This window comes from Pseudomonas sp. IT-P100 (genome assembly GCF_949767185.1).
GTDB classification, from domain to species: Bacteria; Pseudomonadota; Gammaproteobacteria; order Pseudomonadales; family Pseudomonadaceae; genus Aquipseudomonas; species Aquipseudomonas fluorescens_B.
The window spans coordinates 45,383-66,611 of record NZ_CATKQK010000057.1; the positions used below are offsets into that span (position 1 = coordinate 45,383).

At 59.5% G+C, this 21,229-nt stretch carries 21 protein-coding genes; 12 read left to right on the forward strand and 9 right to left on the reverse strand.

What is annotated here, in order from left to right; translation table 11 throughout:
- Nucleotides 1-97: 97 nt before the first annotated feature.
- Genes ACM6IQ_RS27045 through zur form a run of 4 tightly spaced genes read right to left on the reverse strand, consistent with a single transcriptional unit; the run spans nucleotide 98 to nucleotide 2,900 of the window.
- Complete coding sequence (locus ACM6IQ_RS27045) at nucleotides 98-814, reverse strand: PA5502 family lipoprotein (RefSeq protein WP_017341766.1); 717 nt, start codon at nucleotides 812-814, stop codon at nucleotides 98-100.
- 37 nt (nucleotides 815-851) lie between these two features.
- Nucleotides 852-1,640 carry a zinc ABC transporter permease subunit ZnuB gene (znuB, locus tag ACM6IQ_RS27050; protein ID WP_017341765.1) on the reverse strand — a complete coding sequence of 263 codons (789 nt, stop codon included), beginning with the start codon at nucleotides 1,638-1,640 and terminating at the stop codon, nucleotides 852-854.
- Nucleotides 1,633-2,418 (reverse strand): zinc ABC transporter ATP-binding protein ZnuC, encoded by a 786-nt coding sequence (gene znuC, locus ACM6IQ_RS27055; protein ID WP_017341764.1) that lies wholly within the window; start codon nucleotides 2,416-2,418, stop codon nucleotides 1,633-1,635. The genes znuB and znuC overlap by 8 nt, the downstream gene beginning before the upstream one ends.
- Nucleotides 2,418-2,900 carry a zinc uptake transcriptional repressor Zur gene (gene zur / locus ACM6IQ_RS27060; RefSeq protein ID WP_017341763.1) on the reverse strand — a complete coding sequence of 161 codons (483 nt, stop codon included), beginning with the start codon at nucleotides 2,898-2,900 and terminating at the stop codon, nucleotides 2,418-2,420. The genes znuC and zur overlap by 1 nt, the downstream gene beginning before the upstream one ends.
- 66 nt (nucleotides 2,901-2,966) lie before the next feature.
- Between zur and ACM6IQ_RS27065 the strand changes: the two genes are divergently transcribed.
- The gene (locus ACM6IQ_RS27065; RefSeq protein WP_031319205.1) at nucleotides 2,967-3,887 is read left to right on the forward strand and encodes a zinc ABC transporter substrate-binding protein ZnuA; all 921 of its coding nucleotides are present in this window, start codon (nucleotides 2,967-2,969) and stop codon (nucleotides 3,885-3,887) included.
- A 103-nt stretch (nucleotides 3,888-3,990) separates the two neighbouring features.
- Here the strand turns inward: ACM6IQ_RS27065 and ACM6IQ_RS27070 are convergent, their stop codons facing one another.
- Both ACM6IQ_RS27070 and ACM6IQ_RS27075 read right to left on the reverse strand, forming a co-directional pair.
- The gene (locus ACM6IQ_RS27070) at nucleotides 3,991-4,941 is read right to left on the reverse strand and encodes a homoserine kinase (protein WP_017341761.1); all 951 of its coding nucleotides are present in this window, start codon (nucleotides 4,939-4,941) and stop codon (nucleotides 3,991-3,993) included.
- A 58-nt stretch (nucleotides 4,942-4,999) separates the two neighbouring features.
- On the reverse strand, nucleotides 5,000-5,290 hold the full coding sequence (locus tag ACM6IQ_RS27075; RefSeq protein WP_414880282.1) for a DUF2782 domain-containing protein: 291 nt from the start codon (nucleotides 5,288-5,290) through the stop codon (nucleotides 5,000-5,002).
- Between the two features lie 74 nt (nucleotides 5,291-5,364).
- Here ACM6IQ_RS27075 and polA point away from each other — a divergent pair, with 74 nt between their 5' ends.
- Nucleotides 5,365-8,136 (forward strand): DNA polymerase I, encoded by a 2,772-nt coding sequence (gene polA, locus ACM6IQ_RS27080; protein WP_414880283.1) that lies wholly within the window; start codon nucleotides 5,365-5,367, stop codon nucleotides 8,134-8,136.
- Between the two features lie 290 nt (nucleotides 8,137-8,426).
- Here the strand turns inward: polA and yihA are convergent, their stop codons facing one another.
- Nucleotides 8,427-9,068, reverse strand: coding sequence for a ribosome biogenesis GTP-binding protein YihA/YsxC (gene yihA, locus ACM6IQ_RS27085; protein ID WP_017341758.1), 642 nt, complete (start codon nucleotides 9,066-9,068; stop codon nucleotides 8,427-8,429).
- A 191-nt stretch (nucleotides 9,069-9,259) separates the two neighbouring features.
- Here yihA and ACM6IQ_RS27090 point away from each other — a divergent pair, with 191 nt between their 5' ends.
- The 7 genes from ACM6IQ_RS27090 (at nucleotide 9,260) to ACM6IQ_RS27120 (ending at nucleotide 16,558) form a co-directional block, all read left to right on the forward strand.
- On the forward strand, nucleotides 9,260-9,550 hold the full coding sequence (locus ACM6IQ_RS27090; protein ID WP_017341757.1) for a c-type cytochrome: 291 nt from the start codon (nucleotides 9,260-9,262) through the stop codon (nucleotides 9,548-9,550).
- A 46-nt stretch (nucleotides 9,551-9,596) separates the two neighbouring features.
- On the forward strand, nucleotides 9,597-10,208 hold the full coding sequence (locus tag ACM6IQ_RS27095) for a c-type cytochrome (RefSeq protein ID WP_017341756.1): 612 nt from the start codon (nucleotides 9,597-9,599) through the stop codon (nucleotides 10,206-10,208).
- A 200-nt stretch (nucleotides 10,209-10,408) separates the two neighbouring features.
- On the forward strand, nucleotides 10,409-11,050 hold the full coding sequence (gene dsbA, locus ACM6IQ_RS27100; protein WP_414880284.1) for a thiol:disulfide interchange protein DsbA: 642 nt from the start codon (nucleotides 10,409-10,411) through the stop codon (nucleotides 11,048-11,050).
- 14 nt (nucleotides 11,051-11,064) lie between these two features.
- Nucleotides 11,065-11,943 (forward strand): endonuclease/exonuclease/phosphatase family protein, encoded by an 879-nt coding sequence (locus ACM6IQ_RS27105; protein ID WP_017341754.1) that lies wholly within the window; start codon nucleotides 11,065-11,067, stop codon nucleotides 11,941-11,943.
- On the forward strand, nucleotides 11,940-13,985 hold the full coding sequence (locus tag ACM6IQ_RS27110) for a diguanylate cyclase (RefSeq protein ID WP_414880285.1): 2,046 nt from the start codon (nucleotides 11,940-11,942) through the stop codon (nucleotides 13,983-13,985). Before ACM6IQ_RS27105 ends, ACM6IQ_RS27110 begins: the two co-directional genes overlap by 4 nt.
- A gap of 100 nt (nucleotides 13,986-14,085) precedes the next feature.
- Complete coding sequence (locus ACM6IQ_RS27115; protein WP_017341752.1) at nucleotides 14,086-14,868, forward strand: N-acetylmuramoyl-L-alanine amidase; 783 nt, start codon at nucleotides 14,086-14,088, stop codon at nucleotides 14,866-14,868.
- A 76-nt stretch (nucleotides 14,869-14,944) separates the two neighbouring features.
- Nucleotides 14,945-16,558 carry an EAL domain-containing protein gene (locus ACM6IQ_RS27120; protein WP_017341751.1) on the forward strand — a complete coding sequence of 538 codons (1,614 nt, stop codon included), beginning with the start codon at nucleotides 14,945-14,947 and terminating at the stop codon, nucleotides 16,556-16,558.
- Between the two features lie 7 nt (nucleotides 16,559-16,565).
- Here ACM6IQ_RS27120 and ACM6IQ_RS27125 read toward each other — a convergent pair whose 3' ends face one another.
- Entirely contained in the window at nucleotides 16,566-18,356 is a 1,791-nt protein-coding gene (locus ACM6IQ_RS27125; protein WP_414880286.1) for a KinB sensor domain-containing domain, read from the reverse strand.
- A 10-nt stretch (nucleotides 18,357-18,366) separates the two neighbouring features.
- On the reverse strand, nucleotides 18,367-19,713 hold the full coding sequence (gene algB / locus ACM6IQ_RS27130; RefSeq protein ID WP_017341749.1) for a sigma-54-dependent response regulator transcription factor AlgB: 1,347 nt from the start codon (nucleotides 19,711-19,713) through the stop codon (nucleotides 18,367-18,369).
- Between the two features lie 436 nt (nucleotides 19,714-20,149).
- On the opposite strand from algB, the gene ACM6IQ_RS27135 reads away from it, so the two are divergent.
- From ACM6IQ_RS27135 to ACM6IQ_RS27145, 3 genes are all read left to right on the forward strand, one after another.
- The gene (locus ACM6IQ_RS27135; RefSeq protein ID WP_017341748.1) at nucleotides 20,150-20,437 is read left to right on the forward strand and encodes a hypothetical protein; all 288 of its coding nucleotides are present in this window, start codon (nucleotides 20,150-20,152) and stop codon (nucleotides 20,435-20,437) included.
- Nucleotides 20,438-20,518: 81 nt separating this feature from the next.
- A complete protein-coding gene (locus ACM6IQ_RS27140) occupies nucleotides 20,519-20,683 on the forward strand; it encodes a DUF1328 domain-containing protein (RefSeq protein ID WP_003177151.1) in 165 nt (54 codons plus the stop codon).
- 2 nt (nucleotides 20,684-20,685) lie between these two features.
- Nucleotides 20,686-21,150 (forward strand): inhibitor of vertebrate lysozyme family protein, encoded by a 465-nt coding sequence (locus ACM6IQ_RS27145; protein ID WP_414880287.1) that lies wholly within the window; start codon nucleotides 20,686-20,688, stop codon nucleotides 21,148-21,150.
- Nucleotides 21,151-21,229: the final 79 nt, after the last annotated feature.

Here is a 21,229-nt window from a genome sequence, read left to right on the forward strand (position 1 = left end):
GCTATCGCGAGCAGGCTCGCTGCCACAGGGTTATGGGTTCACCACAAATAAAGGGTCACCTCAATCCACTGTGGGAGCGAGCCTGCTCGCGATGCTTTTAAGGTTTACGCGGACTCAAGACAATCTGCGCCGGAATGTTGCGCACGATCTGCTTCTGAAGATTCAGATCGAAATTCGAGTCCAGCTTCTTCACCCGCTTGGTCAACAACGTCGCCAACCAAGGATAATCCTGCGTGCGCGGCGCCTGTATGCTCACGTCGCACTGGTAATTCACTACATCGGCCGCGATCGCATCCAGTTGCCGACGAAGTTTGCCCATATCGGTGAGATTCAGCGCTACCGTGGTGCTTTCAGCGGTCGGATCAATCACCTTCGCCTGCGGTTTAGCCTCGGCAGCCAGCAGCGCCGCTTCAGCTCTATCGAGCTCTGCCTTGCGCGCATTGACGATCGCGTTGTTGACCCCACCGGTCAGCGCCGGCGCCTTGGGCATCAGTGCCCGCGCCCGGCTCAGGGCGGTGGCAGCAGCATTCACATCGCCTTTTTGCAGCACGATCTGGCTGCGTTGCAGATAGGCTTCGGCGAGTTGCCGTTGGTACTGCACAAGCGATGGGTCGTTTGGCGACCCGGCCTGCAAGGCAGCCAGTTGATCTTCAGCAGTGGCCAGCTCGCTGCTGGCGAGGCTTTGCTCGAGCTGTGCGATGGCCGTGGCCTGCGCATCAGTGACCTCGGTGGCCGCTGGTGGCGTGCTTTGACAGGCGCCCAGTAGCAGCGAAAATGCAACAAGGAGCAGATAACGGGAGGCTAACAGCTTCATTCCTGCGACTCTCTATTTGCGCAAAAAACGAGCAAGTCTACACCCCTCGACGGGGCAGGACAAAACTCAGCAGAAACAGCGCGGCGGCCGTCACCACGATCGACGGGCCTGCCGGGGTGTCCTTGAACCATGACAATGCCAACCCGCCACACACCGCGAGCATGCCCAGCAGGCTCGCCCCCAGTGCCATCTGTTCCGGCGACCGGGCGTGACGTTGTGCCGCAGCCGCAGGGATGATCAACAGCGATGTAATCAACAACACACCGACGATTTTCATCGCCACCGCGATCACCACGGCGATCAGCAACATCAGGGTCAGGCGCAGCGCCGGCACCGGCAAACCTTCCACCCTGGCCAGCTCTTCATGCACCGTGATCGCCAGCAAAGGCCTCCACAGCGTCACCAGCAGGGCCAGAACGGCCGCGCTACCGCCGAGAATCCACGCCAGATCGGTCGGGCTTATCGCCAGCAAGTCGCCGAACAGATAGGCCATCAGGTCGATCCGCACTTCGTGCATGAAGCTTAGTACCACCAAGCCCAAAGAGAGCGTGCTCGGTGCGAGAATTCCCAAAAGCGTGTCGGATGCCAGTGGCTGACGCTGTTGCAAGGTCACCAGCAACACCGCCAACAACAAACAGCCGACGGTAACGGCTACCGTCGGGCTGACATCCAGCAGAAAGCCCAACGCCACGCCGAGCAAGGCTGCGTGAGACAGGGTGTCGCCAAAATAAGCCATGCGCCGCCAGACCACGAAAGATCCCAACGGACCCGCCACCAGCGCCAGGGCCAGGCCTGCAAGCAGGGCGTAGAGCAGAAAATCAGCCATGCTTGCAGCTATCTCCATGAACGTGGGGTTGGGCCGTCGGGGCCGTGGTGACCACCGAACCATGCAGATCATGGGCGTGGTCGTGATGGTGGTGATAAATCGCCAGGCTTTGTGCGTTCTTTCCGAACAACTCGACGAAAGCCGGATCGCCGCTGACCTGCTCGGGATGACCGGAACAGCAGACATGACGGTTGAGGCAGACCACTTGATCGGTGGTGCTCATGACCAGATGCAAATCGTGGGAAACCATCAACACGCCGCAACCGTGACGATCACGCAGACGGGTGATCAGGCTGTACAACTCGGCCTGCCCCGCTACGTCGACGCCCTGCACCGGCTCATCCAGCACTAGCAATTCAGGCTCGCGCAACAGCGCCCGAGCCAGCAGCACGCGCTGCATTTCACCACCGGAAACGCTTTGCACCGGGCTGTCGATCACCTGTTCGGCGCCCACTTCCTTGAGTGCCGCCAACGCACGCGTGCGATCCACACCGGGCACCAGCCGCAAGAAGCGCAGCACCGACAACGGGAGCGTCGGATCGACATGAAGTTTTTGCGGCATGTAACCGACCCGCAGTTTCGGCTTGCGCCACACACTGCCGCTGTCCGGCTTCAACAAGCCGAGCACCGCCCGCACGAGGGTGGTTTTGCCTGCACCGTTGGGACCGATCAGGGTAACGATCTGCCCCGGTTCGACGCTCAGTTCGATGTTATCCAGCACGTTTTGCCCGGCAAAGGTGACGGCAACCTGCTCAAGGCGGATCAGCGCGTTGCTCATCAAGCCCCCTGGCAACCCGAACAGACGCCGACCACTTCAACGGTCTGGCTTTCAACGACGAATCCGACATCCCTGGCGCTGCCGATGATCGCGTCGCTGATGGACTTCTGCTCAAGTTCGATGGCGGCGTGGCATTCACGGCAGATCAGGAACTGGCCCTGGTGGGCGTGTTCCGGGTGATTGCAGCCGACGAAGGCGTTCAGCGAGGAGATGCGGTGCACCAGACCGTTTTCCAGCAGGAAATCCAGCGCGCGGTACACGGTCGGTGGCGCGGCGCGGCGGCCATCCTGCTCGCTGAGCACGGCAAGAATGTCGTAGGCACCCAGCGGCTTGTGGCTTTGCCACACCAGTTCCAGCACCCGCCGGCGCAAGGCGGTCAGGCGCAGGCCTTGACGTGCGCACAGGGCATCGGCCTCAGACAGTGCGCTGTGAACGCAATGAGAGTGGTCGTGGGGACGGCTGGCAATCGGTGTTTTAGGCATGAGCGGCGACGAGTTTTGTGAGAGACGTTATTATGTTACCCGTTCTCGCCTCTTCGAGTGGTCATCGTGTCCCGACTTTTTTCTATCTTTGTCGCATTTGTCGCCAGTTTTCTGTTGATTGGTTCTGCTCAAGCCGACGTCAAGGTCCTCACCAGCATCAAGCCGCTACAGCTGATTGCCGCTGCGGTGCAGGACGGCGTGGCGATCCCCGAGGTACTGCTTCCGCCGGGGGCCTCCCCACATAACTATGCCTTGCGCCCTTCCGACGTACGGAAGGTTCAATCGGTGGATCTGGTTTACTGGATCGGTCCGTCCATGGAAGGTTTCCTGCCTCGCGTGCTGAATGGTCGTACGTTGCCGAGCGTGGCCGTGCAGGATCTGCCGGGTCTGAAATTGCGTCGCTTCGCCGAAGACAGTCACTCCCACGCCGAAGAAGCCGATGAGCATGATCACGATCACCGTCCGGGCAGCCTGGATGCGCACCTGTGGCTGTCGCCGGTCAATGCTCGGGTGATCGCGACGAAAATGGCCGCTGATTTAAGTGCTGCCGATCCGGCCAATGCGGCGCGTTATCAAAGCAATCTCAAGGCGTTCGATGAGCGCCTGGATGCGCTGGACCTCCGCTTGAAGGCGCGGCTGGCGGGTATCGCGGGCAAGCCGTACTTTGTGTTCCATGAAGCCTTCGACTACTTCGAAGACGCTTACGGCCTGAAGCACACGGGTGTGTTCAGCGTCGCCGCCGAAGTCCAGCCGGGTGCCCAGCATGTGTCGGCAATGCGCACGCGGTTGCAGGAAGTGGGCAAGACCTGTGTGTTCAGTGAACCGCCATTGCGTCCGCGCCTGGCGGAAACACTGGTGGCTGGCCTGCCGGTGAAACTGGCGGAACTGGATGCGCTGGGCGGATACACGCCGGCAACTGCTCAAGGTTATGAGCAGGTGCTGGAGAAATTGGGAAATGATTTGGCGGGGTGTCTGGAGTCGCTGTAACACTGCGATACCCTGCGGCGAGGGCGCTTGCTCCGCCGGGCAGCGAAGCGGCCCCAAGATGGGCCTGCTGCACGCCAGCGGGAGCAAGCTCCCTCGTCACAATTCAGAGGGCGAAAGGTAGCGGCGTGCTGACCTTCTGCCGCTGTGCCAACCGCTGCTGAAATTCCATCGGATCGTGAATCAACACGTCCTGCCCGGCGAAAGACTCTGCGGCAATCAACCGCGACAACCAGAACCGCACGCACGCCACCCGCAGCATGGTTGGCCACAACTCCGCCTCGGCAGCGGTGAATGGCCGCAACGCTGCATACGCTCCAAGCAACGCCCGAGCTCGCGGCCCATCGATCAACCCGTCGTCATCCGAACACCAGTCATTCAGCGCAATCGCCACGTCGTAGAGCATCGGCCCCGAGCAAGCATTGTAAAAGTCGATCAATCCCGTCAGGTGCGTGCCTTCGAACATCGCGTTGTCGCGGAACAGGTCCGCGTGGATGTTGGCCCGGGGCAACGCCAGGATCTTCTCTTTCTGTTGAGTGATCTCATCCAGCGCCCGCTGCAGCAAATCGCTCTGCTCGGCATTCAGGTGCGACAACAACTGCGTGCCCTCTTCCTGCATCCAGTCCAGCCCACGATCGGTCTTGCGCTTGATCATGTTGGCCTGGGTTGCCAGATGCAGGTGCGCGAGCAACTCGCCCACTTGGGCGCAATGCTGTGCGTTGGCAATCTTGATGTGCTTGCCGGGCAGGCGCGGCTGCAACAGCGCAGGCTTACCGGCCAGTTCGCGCAAGGCGACGCCATCGGTGGTGCGCAAGGCATAAGGCACCGGAAGGTCGGCCTCATGCAACACGTCCAGCAGTTCAATGAAGAACGGCATTTCCTGAACCGGACCGCGCTCAACCAGGGTCAGGACAAATTCGCCCTGTTCCAGGCTGATAAAGAAATTGGTGTTTTCGCTACCGGCGGCAATCCCTTGGAAATCAAGCAGGCGGCCGAGCCCGTATGGGGCGAGAAAGGTTTCCAGCTCGGGCCGAGCCAGCGGGGTGAACACAGACATGTTTTAGCTGCCAGTACGGGCGCCGCTGATTGAGCCAGCGCCGATTGAAATTAAGAACCTACTTCCATTCAAAGATCTTCCACGACGGAATCAGCATATCCGGCTGATCCGAGCGGATGAAGTTACCGTCCGATCCATCCGCGCGGACCAGAAAGTACGGTTTTCCGACCTTCGGAGTGACCTGAATGGCATACAGGAAGCCGTTCTGGCGGTACTCCTTGATCATATTGTCGCCTTCGGTGCGGATGGTCACATCCGGTTCCGGCGATGGCGCATCGTCCGCCGCCATGACGGCCAATGGTGCGATTGCAAACAAGCCAGCCAGCAACAGGCGATTTAGTGTGCGCATGATAACCTTGTCCCTTTGTCGTCAACGGTCCCGCTATTCTAGCGCCTGACCCGCCGAAAAGGTTGATCCTGCTCATGAGCCAAGCCCCCCTCGTCCTGGTGGACGGTTCTTCTTACCTGTACCGCGCCTTTCACGCCCTGCCACCGCTGACCACTTCCAAAGGTCTGCCGACCGGAGCGGTCAAAGGCGTGCTGAACATGCTCAAGAGTCTGCGCAAGCAGTACCCGGACAGTCCGTTCGCCGTCGTATTCGACGCCAAGGGCGGGACATTCCGGGACGAAATGTTCGCCGAGTACAAGGCCAACCGCCCGAGCATGCCCGACGACATGCGCGTGCAGATCGAACCGCTGCACCAAAGCGTGATCGCTCTGGGCTTCCCGCTGCTGTGCGTCGAAGGCGTCGAGGCCGATGACGTGATCGGCACCCTGGCCCGCAGCAGTGCGGCGGCTGACCGCCCAGTGATCATCTCCACCGGCGACAAAGACATGGCGCAGTTGGTCGACGGCCACATTACCTTGGTCAACACCATGACCGGTAGCGCGTTGGACGTGGAGGGCGTGAAGGAGAAATTCGGCGTCGTTCCCGAGCAGATCATCGATTATCTGGCACTGATGGGCGATTCGTCCGACAACATTCCGGGCGTTCCGGGCATCGGCCCCAAGACCGCTTCCGGCCTGCTGGTCGGCGTAAACGGCGGCCTGACCGAGCTGTATGCCCAGCTCGATATCGTTCCGACCCTGCCGATTCGCGGCGCGAAAACACTGCCGGCCAAGCTCGAAGAGCACAGGGAGATGGCCTTCCTCTCCTATCAACTGGCGACGATCAAGATCGACGTGCCACTGGACATCGGCCTCGACGACCTGCAAATGGGCAAGCCGGATCACGACAAACTGGCCGAGCTCTATACCCTGCTGGAATTCAAGAGCTGGTTCGAAGAAAACCAGCGCGACGCCAAGCGCTCCGGCCAGGAAGTCACCGCACCGGTAGCTGAAGAAGCCGCGGTCGAGACCGAACTCAAGTACACGACGATTCTCACTCAGGCGGATTTCGACCTCTGGCTTAAAAAACTCAATGACGCCACGCTGATCGCCTTTGATACCGAAACCACCGGCATCGATGCGCAGCAGGCGCAGCTGGTCGGCCTGTCGTTCGCTGTACAGGCCAACGAAGCGGCCTACATCCCGCTGACCCATTCCTACATGGGCGTTCCAGAGCAACTCGATCGTGACACCGTGCTGCGCGCGCTGAAACCGATCCTGGAAGACCCGAAGAAACTCAAGGTCGGCCAGCACGCCAAGTTCGACATGAACATCCTGGCCAACTGCGCCATCGGCGGCGATCAGAGCTGCGGCATCACCGTGCAAGGCATCGCCTTCGACACCATGCTCGAATCCTACGTGCTGGATTCCACCGCGACCCGTCACGACATGGACAGCCTGGCGCTCAAATACCTGAATCACACCACCACCAGCTTCCAGGACATCGCCGGCAAAGGCGCCAAGCAGCTGACCTTTGACCAGATTTCCCTGGAACTGGCCGGACCGTACGCCGCCGAAGACGCCGACGTGACGCTTCGCCTGCATCAAACCCTGCAGGAAAAGCTCAATGCGATTCCGAGCCTGAGCAAAGTCTTGAGCGACATCGAAATGCCACTGGTGCCGGTGCTTGCGCGAATCGAACGCCAAGGCGCGTTGGTCGATACCAACCTGCTGGGCATCCAGAGCGTTGAGCTGGGCGAGAAAATGGTCGCGCTGGAGCGTGAGGCATTTGCCATCGCTGGCGAAGAATTCAACCTTGGCTCGCCGAAACAACTGGGCGTGATCCTGTACGAAAAACTCGGCTTGCCGATTCTCAGCAAAACCGCCAAAGGCCAGGCATCTACCGCCGAAGCGGTGCTGGCGGAACTGGCCGAACAGGATTACCCGCTGCCCAAAGTGCTGATGCAATACCGCTCGATGAGCAAACTGAAAAGCACTTACACCGACCGCCTGCCGGAGCAGATCAACCCTCGCACCGGGCGGATTCACACGTCTTATCATCAGGCTGTCGCGGCGACGGGGCGTTTGTCGTCCAGCGATCCGAACCTGCAGAACATCCCGATCCGCACCGCCGAAGGTCGGCGGATTCGCCAGGCGTTCGTGGCGCCCAAAGGCTACAAGCTGCTGGCTGCGGACTACTCGCAAATCGAACTGCGGATCATGGCGCACCTGGCCAAGGATGAAGGCTTGCTGCACGCCTTCCGCAATGACCTGGACGTACACAAAGCCACCGCCGCCGAAGTGTTCGGTGTCGAGCTGGCAGACGTCACCACTGATCAGCGTCGTAGCGCCAAGGCGATCAACTTCGGTTTGATCTATGGCATGAGCGCGTTTGGCCTGGCCAAGCAGATCGGCGTCGATCGCAAACAGTCCCAGGCGTACATCGACCGCTATTTCGCTCGCTATCCAGGCGTCCTGGAGTACATGGAGCGCACCCGCGCCCAGGCGGCCGAGCAAGGTTTCGTCGAGACCCTCTTCGGTCGTCGTCTGTACTTGCCGGAAATCAACGCGAAAAACCCGGCCCTGCGCAAAGGCGCCGAACGCACGGCGATCAATGCGCCGATGCAAGGCACGGCGGCGGACATCATCAAGAAAGCCATGGTGGCTGTGGATAACTGGCTGACCTCATCGGGCCTGGACGCCAAAGTCATCCTGCAGGTGCACGATGAACTGGTGCTTGAGGTGCGTGAAGACCTGGTCGATCAGGTTCGCGAGGAGATTCGCACCCACATGGCCGATGCCGCGAAGCTTGATGTGCCGCTGCTGGTCGAGGTTGGCGTGGGCAATAACTGGGACGAAGCTCACTGAGCCGTCTGAAACAGGCGGTGTCTGCTGCGGCATAGTGCCGCGGCAGAAGGGTCGAAGGGCGCTTATTTCGGTTGGCGATCCGGCTTATTTCAAATGGTTTCTGTAACCCCGGAACTAAACCTGTGAACTGCCACTCAGAGTAACTGAATGGCTGGTGAAGCCCTTCGATGCTCCTATGTTGTGTTAAGTGTTGGCAGATAATCTGGACCCCGCCCTAGCGGTCCGGAACTTGAACCCCGGAACTTCCCCCTCCCCATAAGAAGTCCGGGGTTTTTTTTGCCCGCGATTTGTTATTCCGCGAGTTCGGAGCCTTTGTCAGCCAGTTCCATCCAGCCCGCCAATACAGTGTAGGCGTCTTCCAGGCCCATGCGTTTTGGCGCCGAAAACAGCTGAATGCTGATCGCATCCCCCCAGCCTTTACGAATGTCTGACTGAACCTTGAGCAGCACGTTTTTCGCGGCGCCGTAGGTCAGCTTGTCCGCCTTGGTCAGCAGAATGTGCATCGGCATGCCACTGGCGACGGCCCAGTCGAGCATCAACAGGTCGAAGTCGGTCATTGGATGACGGATGTCCATCATCAAAATCAGACCCTTCAAACTCTCGCGACCACCCAGATAAGCTTCCAGGTGACGCTGCCAGTGCAGCTTCAACGGGATCGGTACTTTCGCGTAACCGTAGCCCGGCAGGTCGACCAGACGACGATCATCGTCTAGCTTGAAGAAATTCAAGAGTTGCGTGCGACCCGGAGTTTTCGAGGTCCGCGCCAGGCTGGCATGCGTCAGGGTGTTCAACGCGCTGGATTTACCAGCGTTGGAACGCCCGGCGAAGGCCACTTCAAAGCCTTCGTCGTCGGGACATTGGTCGACTTTGGCAGCGCTGAGCATGAAGGTGGACTGTTGGCACAGGCCGAGGATGGGGTTCTTGAGTTGCATGGGATTTCCGATGTGGGCGGCGCCGGGAATGGACGCGGCAAGCGGTGTCGTTTCCGTTTCAGTGACGCCAGTATATAATGCCGCAGATTTTGTGTGCGCTTTGTCCCAGCGTAGGATGAAGTTCACGAGAGCGATTGACCTTGATTGCGCACTAGAACGCAGAACGCTCTCAACCCTGAAAAGGTCGTTTTATGACGAAATGGCTGCTAGCTGCCGGTGTCTTGATGCCGCTTTACAGCGCTCAGGCTACACAGGATCCGGAAGCTGTGTACAACCGTGTGTGTGGTGCCTGTCATTCCGGCCAACTCCCCATGGCGCCCCGAAAGGGCGATCAGGAAGCTTGGACGCCGAGGTTGGCGAAAGGTATGGAGACGCTGGTGCAACACGTGACCCAGGGTTTCAAGGCGATGCCGCCGCGTGGTTTGTGCATGGACTGCAGTGCCGAGGATTACCAAGCCATCATCCAGTGGATGAGCGAGTGATCCCGGTCCATAACTCTTTAACCCTTAGCCGTAGTTGGATTAGCTGATGAACAAATTGATCGTGAGTCTGCTGTTGACCGTGGGGATCTCCGGCATAGCCCATGCTGCAGGTGATGCAACTGCTGGTCAGGCGAAAGCCGCAGTATGTGGCGCCTGTCATGGCCCGGATGGCAACAGCATGGCGCCTAACTTTCCGAAACTGGCAGGTCAAGGCGAGCGTTATCTGAACAAGCAGCTGCACGACATCAAGTCCGGCAAACGCACGGTACTGGAAATGACCGGCCTGCTGACCAACCTGAGCGATCAGGACATGGCCGATATCGCTGCCTACTTCGCCAGCCAGAAAGGCAGCGTTGGCGCCGCCGACCCTAAAGTCGTGGCTCGCGGTGAAGCACTGTTCCGTGGCGGTGACCTTGCCAAGGGCTTGCCAGCCTGCACCGGCTGCCACTCGCCAAACGGCGCAGGCAATGCGGCCGCCGGCTTCCCGCACCTGGGTGGCCAGCACGCTCAATACATTGCCAAGCAGCTGACCGATTTCCGCAAGGAAGAAGGCGGTCGCAACAACGACGGCGACACCAAAACCATGCAGACCATTGCCAAACGCCTGAGCGACGAAGACATCGCTGCGGTGTCCAGCTACATTCAGGGTCTGCACTAGGACCGGCGGATAGAGCGATATGCGAGATGTACATCTCCTGCAACGTTAACGCTCTATTAATCCGTCGCAGCAAGTATAAAAAGGGTGGCTCAGGCCGCCCTTTTTTGTGCCTGCTGCCGTTACACTACAGAACTCAAGCCCGCCATGACCTGTCTGAAAACAGGTCGCGCGAGGCGACCCGAATTGTCCAGGAGTAAAGCATGCGTAATCTGATCATCAGCGCCGCACTCGTCGCTGCCAGCCTTTTCGGCATGACTGCCCAAGCCGCCGAGGCACCCGCCGCCCCTTATGTCGAACTGAGTAATCCGGTTCCGGTAGCCGTGCCTGGCAAGATCGAAGTGGTGGAGCTGTTCTGGTACGGCTGCCCGCATTGCTACGCTTTCGAGCCGGTGATCAATCCCTGGGTCGAGAAACTGCCGTCCGACGTGAATTTCGTCCGTATTCCAGCCATGTTCGGCGGCCCATGGGACGCACACGGCCAAATGTTCCTGACCCTGGAAGCCATGGGCGTCGAGAGCAAGGTTCACGCTGCCGTGTTCAACGCCATTCAGAAGGAACACAAAAAGCTGACCGATAAAAACGAAATGGCCGACTTCCTGGCGACTCAAGGCGTAGACAAGGACAAGTTCCTGGCGACCTTCGATTCCTTCGCCATCAAGGGCCAGATCAACAAAGCTCGCGAGCTGGCCAAAAAATATGAAATCTCCGGCGTTCCAACCATGATCGTCAACGGCAAGTATCGCTTTGATGTGGGTTCTGCCGGCGGCACCGAGGAGGCGTTGCAACTGGCCGACAAACTGGTCGACAAAGAGCGAGCGGCTAACAAGGCTGCTGCCAACTAAGCGCGGCAACTGCCATGCGCCGCTGGGGAACTGAACGCGTCGTTGGCCTGCATGATCCGCGGGTCAACGAACATCACCTGGAATCGACGGGCCTGCCCGCAGACAGCCGTCTGCGCTTGCTCAGCTTCAACATTCAGGTCGGTATCAGTACCGAGCGCTATCGGCACTACCTGACCCGGGGCTGGCAACACCTGTTGCCGCACACCGGACGTGCTGACAATTTGCAAAAGATCGGCAATCTGTTGGGCGACTTCGATCTGGTCGCCCTGCAGGAAGCCGACGGCGGCAGTCTGAGATCCGGCTACGTCAATCAAGTTGAACACCTGGCGCAACTCGGTGCCTTCCCCTACTGGTATCAACAACTCAATCGCAATCTCGGTCGCCTCGGCCAGCACAGCAATGGCGTGCTCAGTCGCCTGCGCCCGTGGGCGATTGAAGATCATCCGCTGCCGGGGCCCAAGGGTCGCGGTGCGATCCTGGTGCGTTTCGGTGAAGGTCCGGAAGCGTTGGTGGTGGTCATGATGCACCTGGCGCTGGGCGCCCGCGCCCGGAGCATGCAACTGGCTTACATCCGCGAACTGATCGGTGGTTATAAACATCAGGTGCTGATGGGCGACATGAATACCCACGCCAGTGACCTGCTGCAAAATTCGCCGTTGCGCGACCTCGGCCTGCTGGCGCCGCAATTGGAAGCAACCTTCCCCAGCTGGCGCCCGCAGCGCTGTCTGGACCACATTCTGCTGAGCCCGACGCTGACGCTGGAAAAGGTCGAAGTGCTGGCACAACCCATTTCCGATCACCTGCCGGTCGCGGTTGAGATTCGTCTGCCGGGTTCGCTCACGGCCGATGCATTGCCCGCGTTGAGTCCTGCCCCTCGCGGAACCCATGAATGAGCGACGAAACACAGCGCTGGAAAGAGAAATACCTTAAAAGCATCGAACAACAGGAAAAGCTCGAACGTCGTTGGGATGCCCGGCTCGACCTGCTGCGGCGCGGACTGGTGCGCAGTACGCTGGCGGCCGAGGGCACCGACCGCGCGGTTGATCAGTGCATGAAAGAAATGCGCGAAGTCATCCGCACCAATGACATGGACGCCGGCCTGGCGGCACTGCTTCCGCGCCTGGAAAAAGCCGTACTCGACTCAGAACAGCGCCGCGAGACCCGGGTCAATCAGACCAGCGCCGCACTGACCGCGCTGGTGGCGCAACTGCAGACATTGCCGCTGCCCCGCGAAGTGAGCCGCCCACTCAAGAACTTCGCCAAGACACTGGACGGACGCGTCAGCCAGGCGCGCGAGATCCCGTTGCTGCTCAGCGAGCTGAGCGGCCTGCAAGGGAAAGCCCTGAGTCAGCTGGAGAACCCGGCGGAACCCGGTCGCCCAGGCTTGTTACAGCGCTTGTTTGGCAATCGTGAAACGGAAGATGCGGTACAGCGCGTGGTTCCCCCGGAGGCGCAAGCGCCCACCCCGCCGCCTGTCGAAGAGATTGCGGCGGCGCCTCAGGAACTGCCGCAACTGATCGTCGATCCCGTGCCCGTTGCCGACGAGCCGCCCGTGACGCCGCCTGCCGATCATCCTGCCCCGCCCGATCCAGAGATGATCGAAGCGCCCGCAGCGACGACGCCCATCGCTGAAGTCGTGGCTTTTATACCGCCAGTCCATGAACCTCAGCGAGCGCCTGTTCCTTCTGTCCAAACAGAGAGTGAACAGCCAGAGCAACCGGCACCAGTCGCCTCACCAGCCGTCATCACTGCGGTATCCGAGACTCAGCTGGCGACCAATCCAGACGAGTTGACCCCAGCGGTATTTCTCGATGGCGCATTGGCCGCCATCGATCCGGAACAATCCGAACACGATATTCTCTACGCCCTGCCGGACTCGCCGGAGCCGTCCTACAGCTCCGTCGCCAAGCACATCGAAGACACGCTTCTGGGCCTGCTGGACGACCTGTCACTGCCAGAGCGTTATCGCCCACAAGCCGAAGCGATGCGCGATCGTCTGCAAAACGGCTTGAATTGGTACGAGTTGCTGCCGATTCTCGACGATCTGGCGACCTTGATGCTGGCAATAAACAACAGTGGCCAGCACGAATTTGAAGTCTATTTGCAGCAACTCAATGAGCGCCTCGAGTCATTCCAGAGCAACCTGCAAGCCGCCAGCGATGGCCATGCGGACAACCGCTCGGCTGCGCGGGACATGGACACGCAGATCCGCGAGCAGGTCGACGGCCTGCAGAGCAGCATGCAAGAGGCAGCGGACCTCGAAGACCTCAAGCACGTTCTGGAGAACCACCTCGAAGGCCTGCTCGGAACCATGGATCAGCACCAGAAGCAGCGCGATGCGCGAGAACAGGAAGTGGCAGCTCGCCTTAAAGGCCTGGCAGAACGCGTGGCGCACATGGAGCAGGAAGCCCAAGGCTACCGCGAGCATCTTGAAGAGCAGCGCCAGAAAGCCTTGATCGACCCACTGACCGGACTGCCCAACCGTGCGGCCTGGAGCGAACGGCTCGATCACGAAATCAGCCAGTGGCAACAACACGGCAACACCCTGTTGCTGGCCATGCTCGACCTTGATCACTTCAAGCGCATCAATGACAACTATGGCCACCTGGCGGGCGACAAGGTACTGAAAATCATCGCCAGCGTGTTGCGCAAGCGCCTGCGCGGGACCGATTTCATTGCGCGGTTTGGCGGTGAAGAGTTTGTCCTGCTGATGCCAGGCACTGTGCCGGCGACGGGGGCAAAACTGCTGGAAAACCTGCGCGCGTCCATCGAAGCCTGCCCATTCCACTTCAAGGGGGAGCCGGTGACCATCACCGTTTCGATGGGAATGACTGCATTCAAACCCGGAGAGCACAGCGATATGGTACTTAAAAGAGCCGATCAGGCTTTGTACCGCGCCAAACATGCAGGCCGCAATCGGGTGGAACTCGGCTAGGCCAATTGTTCCATTTTGTTTAAATGGGGCCGCTAAGCGTCGTCGCGCAAGGCAGTACGTTACACTGTTGCATTACTGTCTTGCGTGTACTGCCTCTACCATGAAATTTCTCGCCCTCATCGTGTCGCTGGTTCTATTGGCCGGCTGTACCAGCGGTCCCCGGTTCGACACCAGCCATCCATCAGCCAATCACGACAGCCGTATTCAGTTCGTGGTGGTGCATTACACCTCCGCCTCTCTGGAACGTTCGCTGCAACTGCTGACCCACGGCGAAGTCAGCAGCCACTATCTGATCGGCGACGATAAAAACGCCACCATCTACAAGCTGATGGATGAAAACCTGCGGGCATGGCACGCCGGGGAAAGTGAGTGGCAGGGTCGGACCTGGCTGAACTCCAGCTCAATCGGCATCGAAATCGTCAATCCAGGATTCAAGGAAACCCCCACCGGAGGGCGTTACTGGTATCCCTACAGCGAAGCCCAGATCCAGTCGTTGATCGTCCTGCTCAAAGACATCAGCAAACGTTACGCCATCACCCCCCGCAGCATCATCGGCCATAGCGACATCGCCCCACTGCGCAAGCTGGATCCGGGGCCGCTTTTCCCTTGGAAACGGCTAGCCGCCGAAGGCCTTGGCGTCTGGCCGAACGAACAGGCGGTGGCGCGCCAACAAGCGCAGTTCAATACCGAACTGCCGAGCATCAGCTGGTTTCAGGGACAGCTAGCTCGCCTGGGCTATGCCACGCCGCAAACCGGTGAGCTGGATGTTGCAACACGTCACGTGATTGCAGCCTTCCAGATGCATTTCCGGCCGTCCCGCTTCGACGGCATGCCGGATGCGCAAACGGCAGCACTTCTTCTGGTATTGAATCAGACAAAATAATGACGCCCGCCCGACGGTCCGCGCTTTTTCCCAATCAGCAGCTATAACTCATTGGTAATTCTTCGGATATTCCAATATGGCCGCTGCTCGAGAGACGCTACGTAGCTGGTTCTATCGCCCCTGGTTTTTGGCGATGCTGGCGGCTGTCCTGAGCAGCGTATTGCTCCTGGCGCTCAGCCTGTTCGTGGCCGTTCGTCAGATCGAGCAGAACGAAAGTGCGGAAATGAACGCGCAAGGTGAGCGATTTCTTGCGCGCCTGGAGCAGTTGTTCGGACAACTGCGCGAAAGTCTCGATGATCTGGAGGCCCAACCGCTGCGAACCTGCGACAAAGAAATGATCGCCACTTTGCAGCAGGTCACTTTCAATTACCGGTTCGTGTACGAGGCTGCGTATATGGATGCCTCGAAGATCTGCTCTAACCGTCCGCGCCAGGCAGGATTATCTTTGACACGGCCACCGGACATCAAAGACCCCACTTACAGTTACTGGTTGAACACCACTACCGAACCTGACGAGAACCGGGCCGCGCTCATGCTCGGGCGTGGCAATTTCCGTGTCGCGACCTCTCGCGGACATTTGACCGACATGGTCGACTTGTCGCCGGGCAGCAGCCTTTTGGTGATACTCGACCACGGCACTCGGGCGATTCCGGTGCTGGGCTCCCCGCAAGCCTGGCCGCCGACCGTGCCTTGGCCACCGAAAGGCAGCGATGTCTTGCAAGTCACCCCGACTCGCTTGATTTACCTCATGCCAACCAAAAGCCCTGAATACCAATTGGTGCTGATCACCCCGCGCACCGGCGTGAATGTGCCCGCCGCCTGGTGGTGGCTGGTGCCGGCTAGCCTGGCGCTGGGCGTAGTAGTGGGCTTCCTGGTGTTTCTGCTGGTGCGCCAGCGACAGTCGTTGGATGCCGAATTGTCCGGCGCTATACGGCGAGGCGAGTTGCAGGTGTTGTACCAACCCATCTTCGACCTCGACAGCCGCAATTGTGTCGGGGCTGAAGCCTTGCTGCGCTGGCGCCGGCCGGACGGCACCCTGACCAGCCCGGAGCTTTTTATTCCGATGGCGGAAAACACCGGCCAGATCCGCCAGATGACCGACTTCGTCCTGCAACGCCTGCTGGAGCAGCTTGGGCACTTGTTGCGGGCCAATCCGCAGCTGTACATCTCAGTCAACCTGGCGGCCTGCGATGTCATGGTGCCGCGTATCGGCCAGGTCATGGCGCGGCTGTTGCTCCTGCACCGGGTCGCAGCCAAACAGATTGCCTTTGAAGTGACCGAGCGCGGACTGATCGACGTGGTAGTGGCCCGGGAAAACCTTCAGTCCTTGCGCGACGTCGGGCATCAGGTGCTGATCGATGACTTTGGCACCGGCTATTGCAGCCTCGCCTACCTGCAGACCCTGCCTGTGGATTGCCTGAAAATCGACAAGGCGTTCATCGATGCGCTTGGACATGACGCCGCCAGCAGTGGCGTGGCACCGCACATCATTCACATGGCCCAGGCGCTACAACTCAATGTGATTGCCGAGGGCATCGAACATGAAGCGCAAGCGGCGTTTCTGAGCAGTGAAGGAGTGAAATTCGGTCAGGGCTGGTTGTTCGCCCATGCATTGAGCGCCGTTCAGTTCATCGAGCTGATCACCCGTGGCCGGCGCCTGGCCAGCAGACGCCTGGATGACGAAGCGTAAACGCGCGTTAAACCGCCAGCGCCATGTAGAACTGAGTGCCCTGCCCCGGCCGCGAATAGACCCCCATCCGCCCACCGTGCAACTGCACGATTTCCTTGCACAACGCCAGGCCAAGCCCCGCCCCCCCCTTCTTGCGCCCGACCTGTACAAACGGCTCGAAGATCCGCCCCTGCTGGCCATAAGCGATACCTTCGCCATTGTCCTCGACACTGATAATCACCCGCTCGCCGTGGCGTCGCGCCTGCAAGCGGATCTGTCCATCAGCGCCGGTATGACGCAACGCGTTGTCGATAAGGTTATCGAGCACCCGGTCCAGTTGAGGCTGATCGGCCTGTAACCACGGCAATGGCCCCTGCACTTCGACCAGCAAGTCGATGCCCTTCTCTTGCGCTGAATCGGCAAACCGCGAACGGGCCTGCTCCAGCAGTTCCTCGATGGAACACGGCGCCAGTGAAAGTTTCTGCAAACCGTTCTGGTAGCGCGAGAAGTTCAGCAGGTCGTTGATCAACTGCATCAGGCGCTGCATTTCTTCATTCACGGTGTCCAACAGGTCGGCTTCTCGCGAGTCCGCGGCAAAATGCGCGCGCTCGCGGAACAGGCCGAACGCCATGTGCATCCCGGTGACCGGCGTGCGCAGCTCATGGGAGGCGCGCAATACAAATTCGCTGCGCACCCGTTCGAACGCCCGCTGTTCGGTGACGTCATGCAGCACCATCACCGCCCCCAGAATATGGCCCTGGGTATGACTGACAGGCGTCAGGCTGTAAGTGAGCAAGCGCGATTCACCATCGACCTCGATACTCAGGTCCTCCGGTGCGCGCTCCAGCGTGCCTCCGCGCAGGACCAGTTGCAGCTGTTGATCCAGCTCGGGACGTTCGAGCGCCGAGCCCAGCCCTTGGCCGAGACGGTCGGTGTCCCAACCCAACTGGCGCTGCGCCACCGGGTTCAAGTGTTCGAGATGACCGTCGCGGTCGATCATCAACAAACCATCGTCAATGCTGTCGAGTACCGCCTGCAGACGCTGCTGGCCGGCGAGCAACTCGTCGATATTGGTCGCCTGGTGCTGACGCAGTGCCTCGGCCATGATCCCGAAGCGCTTGGTCAGCAGATTCATTTCCACTGCCGATGAAATCGGCAGGGTCACTTCGAAGTTGCCCTGGCCGATGTGGTCTGCGGCCTGAGCCAGGGCTTCGATCGGCTCACCGAAGCGTCGAGCGATCGCATGGGCCGTCACGAATCCGATAATCAACACTGCCAGCCCGACCAACCCGAGCAGGCCGGCAATGAGCAGCGCCCGATCCCGGGCCTTGCGTTGCGTTTCATTGATGCTGTCCAGCGCGTGCTTGTGCTCGGTAATCAGCCCGTTACGCAGCACGTTGAATTTTTCGGTGAGCTCTTCGTTGCCACTCAGCACATGGGACGGATCACCCGACAGGGCCAACGCCTGAAGAAAGCTCAGGTAATCGTTCTTGGCCTGCAAAAAGCCGTACTGGCGACCCTCGCCCCCCTGATCATGGGCGATGCCTTCATCCAGCAACTGGAGATAATGCTGCTTGGACGCTTCGAACGCCGCCGGATCGGGCTTGTCATCCATCATCAACATCAACTGGTCGCCCAAGGTCTGGCGCAGTTTCAGACCCAGATCCAGGGTGACGAAATTGTTGCGCACCAGTGTTTCCTGGGTTCCGGCCATCTGCATCACGCTAACCAGCCCGAGCAACAGCCCAAGCAGCGCAACGGTGATCAGTGCGGAAATACTCAGGAAAAGCCGAGTACGCAACTTCATCGCCAGTTTCATCGGGCAAGACTCACAGGTTGTACTGCTTGCGTTTGCGGTACAGCGTCGAAGCATCGATCCCGAGCGTCTTCGCAGCCTGGTCCAGCGTGTCGGCGGTGGCCAGTACCGCGCCGATGTGCGCCTTCTCCAACTCGTCCAGACTCAGCGCAGCACCAATGCGCGGCGCATTGTTCACCGGGGGCTCGGCCATCCCGAGGTGGCTGATCTCGACACGCTCCTGAGGACAGATGATGCTCGCCCGCTCAACAACGTTGCGCAACTCCCGAATGTTCCCCGGCCAGCGATAACCCAGCAGCGCTTCACGCGCCTCGTCGCTGAAGCCTCGCGCCGGGCGCGCGTATTCCTTGACGAACCGGGCCAGGAAGCGGTCAGCCAGGTTCAGGATATCCTCCCGGCGTTCGCGCAACGGCGGCAGATGCAAGGTGATGACGTTCAAGCGATAGAGCAAATCTTCACGGAAACGACCGTCGCGCACCATGTCTTCAAGATTGAGGTTGGTGGCAGCCAGGATGCGTACATCGGCGCGGCGGGTCACGGGGTCGCCGACCCGCTCGTATTCCTTGTCCTGAATGAAACGCAACAACTTTGGTTGCAATGTCAGGGGAAAATCGCCGATCTCGTCGAGAAACAGCGTTCCTCCGTCCGCCTGATTCACCCGCCCCAGCGTACTTTCGCTCGCGCCGGTGAACGCCCCACGGCTGTGGCCGAAGAGTTCGCTTTCCATCAATTCGGCCGTCAGCGATGGGCAGTTGATGGTGACGCAGGATTTCTTCGCGCGTTTGCTCCAGCCGTGAATGGCCTGGGACAGTTCGCCTTTACCGGTGCCGGATTCGCCGAGAATCAAAATATTGGCATCGGTGCTGGCCACCTGGCGGGCAGTTTCGAGCACGACTTTCATGGCCGGGCTGTGGGAATCCAGCCCATCCTTGGGTTTGCGCACTTCACCTTCCAGCGCTTCCAGGCGGGCTGACAATTGCCGCACTTCCAGTTGCTTGGCGGTGGCCAGGCGCAATTGATCGGGGCTGCACGGTTTGACCAGGTAATCAGCGGCGCCCGCCTGGATCGCATCCACGGCGGTGTCTACGGCCGAGTGGGCAGTGACAATGACAACGCGCATCCAAGGTGCCTGAATGCGCATCTGGGCCAGGACATCGAGGCCGTTGTCTTCACCCAGGCGTAAATCGAGGAAGCACAGATCAAACACCTGGCGTTGCAACAACGCATCGGCCTGCGCTGCGCTGTTGGCCGTGGCGACGCTGTAGCCCTCGTCTTCGAGGCAGTAACGGAACGTTCGCAGGATGGCAGACTCGTCGTCCACCAGCAGAATGCGGCCCTGATGCTCGGTGGCTGATTCCATTTTCCTACGCTCCTTAACGAATGATCTTGGTTAGTCCCGGAAAAATCGGGCAAGTTGCATGGTTGATTCTGGTCGATTCCGACCACATCAGGGTAGTTATCTACTCACCCTACGGCTAATCATCTGATTTTGTTGTTTTTTTATCGGATCGCTGGTTTTCAGGTGCACTCTCGACTTCCTCTGTGACATCTACGCCCTCCCCGCAATTCAAAAATTCTGAAACTTCCTACGAACTTATCGTGCATTACGCACGACGCCAAAGGGGTCATCGTGCAGGATGCGTCCCACCTGTTTCCTGCATCAAACATAACTTATTGATTTATATGTATTTTTTCTTATGAAAAAGCTGGCATGCGGGCTGCAATAGTCTGATTAACCAAGGGCATCGCAACCGTCGCCCTCAACAAGATCACCACAGTGTGGGAGGAGCTTCAGGATGAGTCGCCAACGTGCCGCCCAATTGCGTATCTCGCCACTGCATATCCAGCAAGGTCTGTTTGCTGTCCTGGCGCTATTGATCACCTTGATCGGCGGCCAGCAGTTTCAGCGCTGGGAGCAGAGTCAGGAGCAAGAAGTGCCACGCCTGTCCATCCAGCATCCGACCCAAACCCACTTCAGCGCCGTCAGCAGCACTGCTGTCGACAGCGCACCGATGCGAATGATGGACGTCGACCAGGCTCAGCCTGCGGATGAGATGCCACGTCAGGAGCGCTGGGTGTTCTAGACACACGAACTTGGCGCATTCGATGCGCCGGGACATGCACCACAAGCATCACCTCTAAATAGAAGCGTAAGGAGAATCACCATGTTGAGCTGGGCAATCACGTTCTTGATCATTGCCATCATCGCTGCAGTACTGGGCTTCGGTGGTATCGCGGGCACCGCCACGGGTATCGCCAAGATTCTCTTTGTCGTGTTCCTGGTGATGTTCATTGCTTCGTTCTTCTTTGGCCGTCGCGGTCGAGGTTGAAGATGATCGTTTTACTGAAAACGATGGCAGCCGCCCTGCTTCTGGGCGGCAGTGCCACCGTGATGGCGGCCAATGACGGCCAGGCGCGGGTCAACGAGTTGTTAAGCGCAGACCCGCAGTTTCATGACACTTGGCAAGGCGTGGTGAAGAAGGAAGAACGCCTGCCGGAATGGGTGATGAATCTGTCCGGTGACGCCGAGCAAATGAATGCGGTGGAAGAAGATGGCGACAAGTATCTGGTGGGGCCGCTCTGCGAAACGCATGACACATGCCTAAACAAACGCCTGATCGTTGCCGTCAGCTTCGACAAGAAGGATGCCTACGCCATGCTGGTCGAAGTGCCTGCAGGGTTGCCGGCCGACAAGTCGCCCACGCGGCATGCCGATTACCGCTTCCTGGGCAAGCCTGACCAGGGCATGCAGGACCTGTTGATGGAACAACTGAAGAAAGATCCTAACTGGTACTGAATCTGTCACAAGAAAGAAGCAGCATTGTTTCTTTCCAATGCGCTACCTGAGGAAGGTAGTCGCATGACCAAGGGGTCGG

Excerpts from the sequence above, each read along its gene's own strand:
- ACM6IQ_RS27045 (WP_017341766.1), bottom strand. The coding sequence starts at position 814 with ATGAAGCTGTTAGCCTCCCGTTATCTGCTCCTTGTTGCATTTTCGCTG.
- znuB (WP_017341765.1), bottom strand. The coding sequence starts at position 1,640 with ATGGCTGATTTTCTGCTCTACGCCCTGCTTGCAGGCCTGGCCCTGGCG.
- znuC (WP_017341764.1), bottom strand. The coding sequence starts at position 2,418 with ATGAGCAACGCGCTGATCCGCCTTGAGCAGGTTGCCGTCACCTTTGCC.
- zur (WP_017341763.1), bottom strand. The coding sequence starts at position 2,900 with ATGCCTAAAACACCGATTGCCAGCCGTCCCCACGACCACTCTCATTGC.
- ACM6IQ_RS27070 (WP_017341761.1), bottom strand. The coding sequence starts at position 4,941 with ATGTCTGTGTTCACCCCGCTGGCTCGGCCCGAGCTGGAAACCTTTCTC.
- ACM6IQ_RS27075 (WP_414880282.1), bottom strand. The coding sequence starts at position 5,290 with ATGCGCACACTAAATCGCCTGTTGCTGGCTGGCTTGTTTGCAATCGCA.
- polA (WP_414880283.1), top strand. The coding sequence starts at position 5,365 with ATGAGCCAAGCCCCCCTCGTCCTGGTGGACGGTTCTTCTTACCTGTAC.
- yihA (WP_017341758.1), bottom strand. The coding sequence starts at position 9,068 with ATGCAACTCAAGAACCCCATCCTCGGCCTGTGCCAACAGTCCACCTTC.
- ACM6IQ_RS27090 (WP_017341757.1), top strand. The coding sequence starts at position 9,260 with ATGACGAAATGGCTGCTAGCTGCCGGTGTCTTGATGCCGCTTTACAGC.
- ACM6IQ_RS27095 (WP_017341756.1), top strand. The coding sequence starts at position 9,597 with ATGAACAAATTGATCGTGAGTCTGCTGTTGACCGTGGGGATCTCCGGC.
- dsbA (WP_414880284.1), top strand. The coding sequence starts at position 10,409 with ATGCGTAATCTGATCATCAGCGCCGCACTCGTCGCTGCCAGCCTTTTC.
- ACM6IQ_RS27105 (WP_017341754.1), top strand. The coding sequence starts at position 11,065 with ATGCGCCGCTGGGGAACTGAACGCGTCGTTGGCCTGCATGATCCGCGG.
- ACM6IQ_RS27110 (WP_414880285.1), top strand. The coding sequence starts at position 11,940 with ATGAGCGACGAAACACAGCGCTGGAAAGAGAAATACCTTAAAAGCATC.
- ACM6IQ_RS27115 (WP_017341752.1), top strand. The coding sequence starts at position 14,086 with ATGAAATTTCTCGCCCTCATCGTGTCGCTGGTTCTATTGGCCGGCTGT.
- ACM6IQ_RS27120 (WP_017341751.1), top strand. The coding sequence starts at position 14,945 with ATGGCCGCTGCTCGAGAGACGCTACGTAGCTGGTTCTATCGCCCCTGG.
- ACM6IQ_RS27125 (WP_414880286.1), bottom strand. The coding sequence starts at position 18,356 with ATGAAACTGGCGATGAAGTTGCGTACTCGGCTTTTCCTGAGTATTTCC.
- algB (WP_017341749.1), bottom strand. The coding sequence starts at position 19,713 with ATGGAATCAGCCACCGAGCATCAGGGCCGCATTCTGCTGGTGGACGAC.
- ACM6IQ_RS27135 (WP_017341748.1), top strand. The coding sequence starts at position 20,150 with ATGAGTCGCCAACGTGCCGCCCAATTGCGTATCTCGCCACTGCATATC.
- ACM6IQ_RS27140 (WP_003177151.1), top strand. The coding sequence starts at position 20,519 with ATGTTGAGCTGGGCAATCACGTTCTTGATCATTGCCATCATCGCTGCA.
- ACM6IQ_RS27145 (WP_414880287.1), top strand. The coding sequence starts at position 20,686 with ATGATCGTTTTACTGAAAACGATGGCAGCCGCCCTGCTTCTGGGCGGC.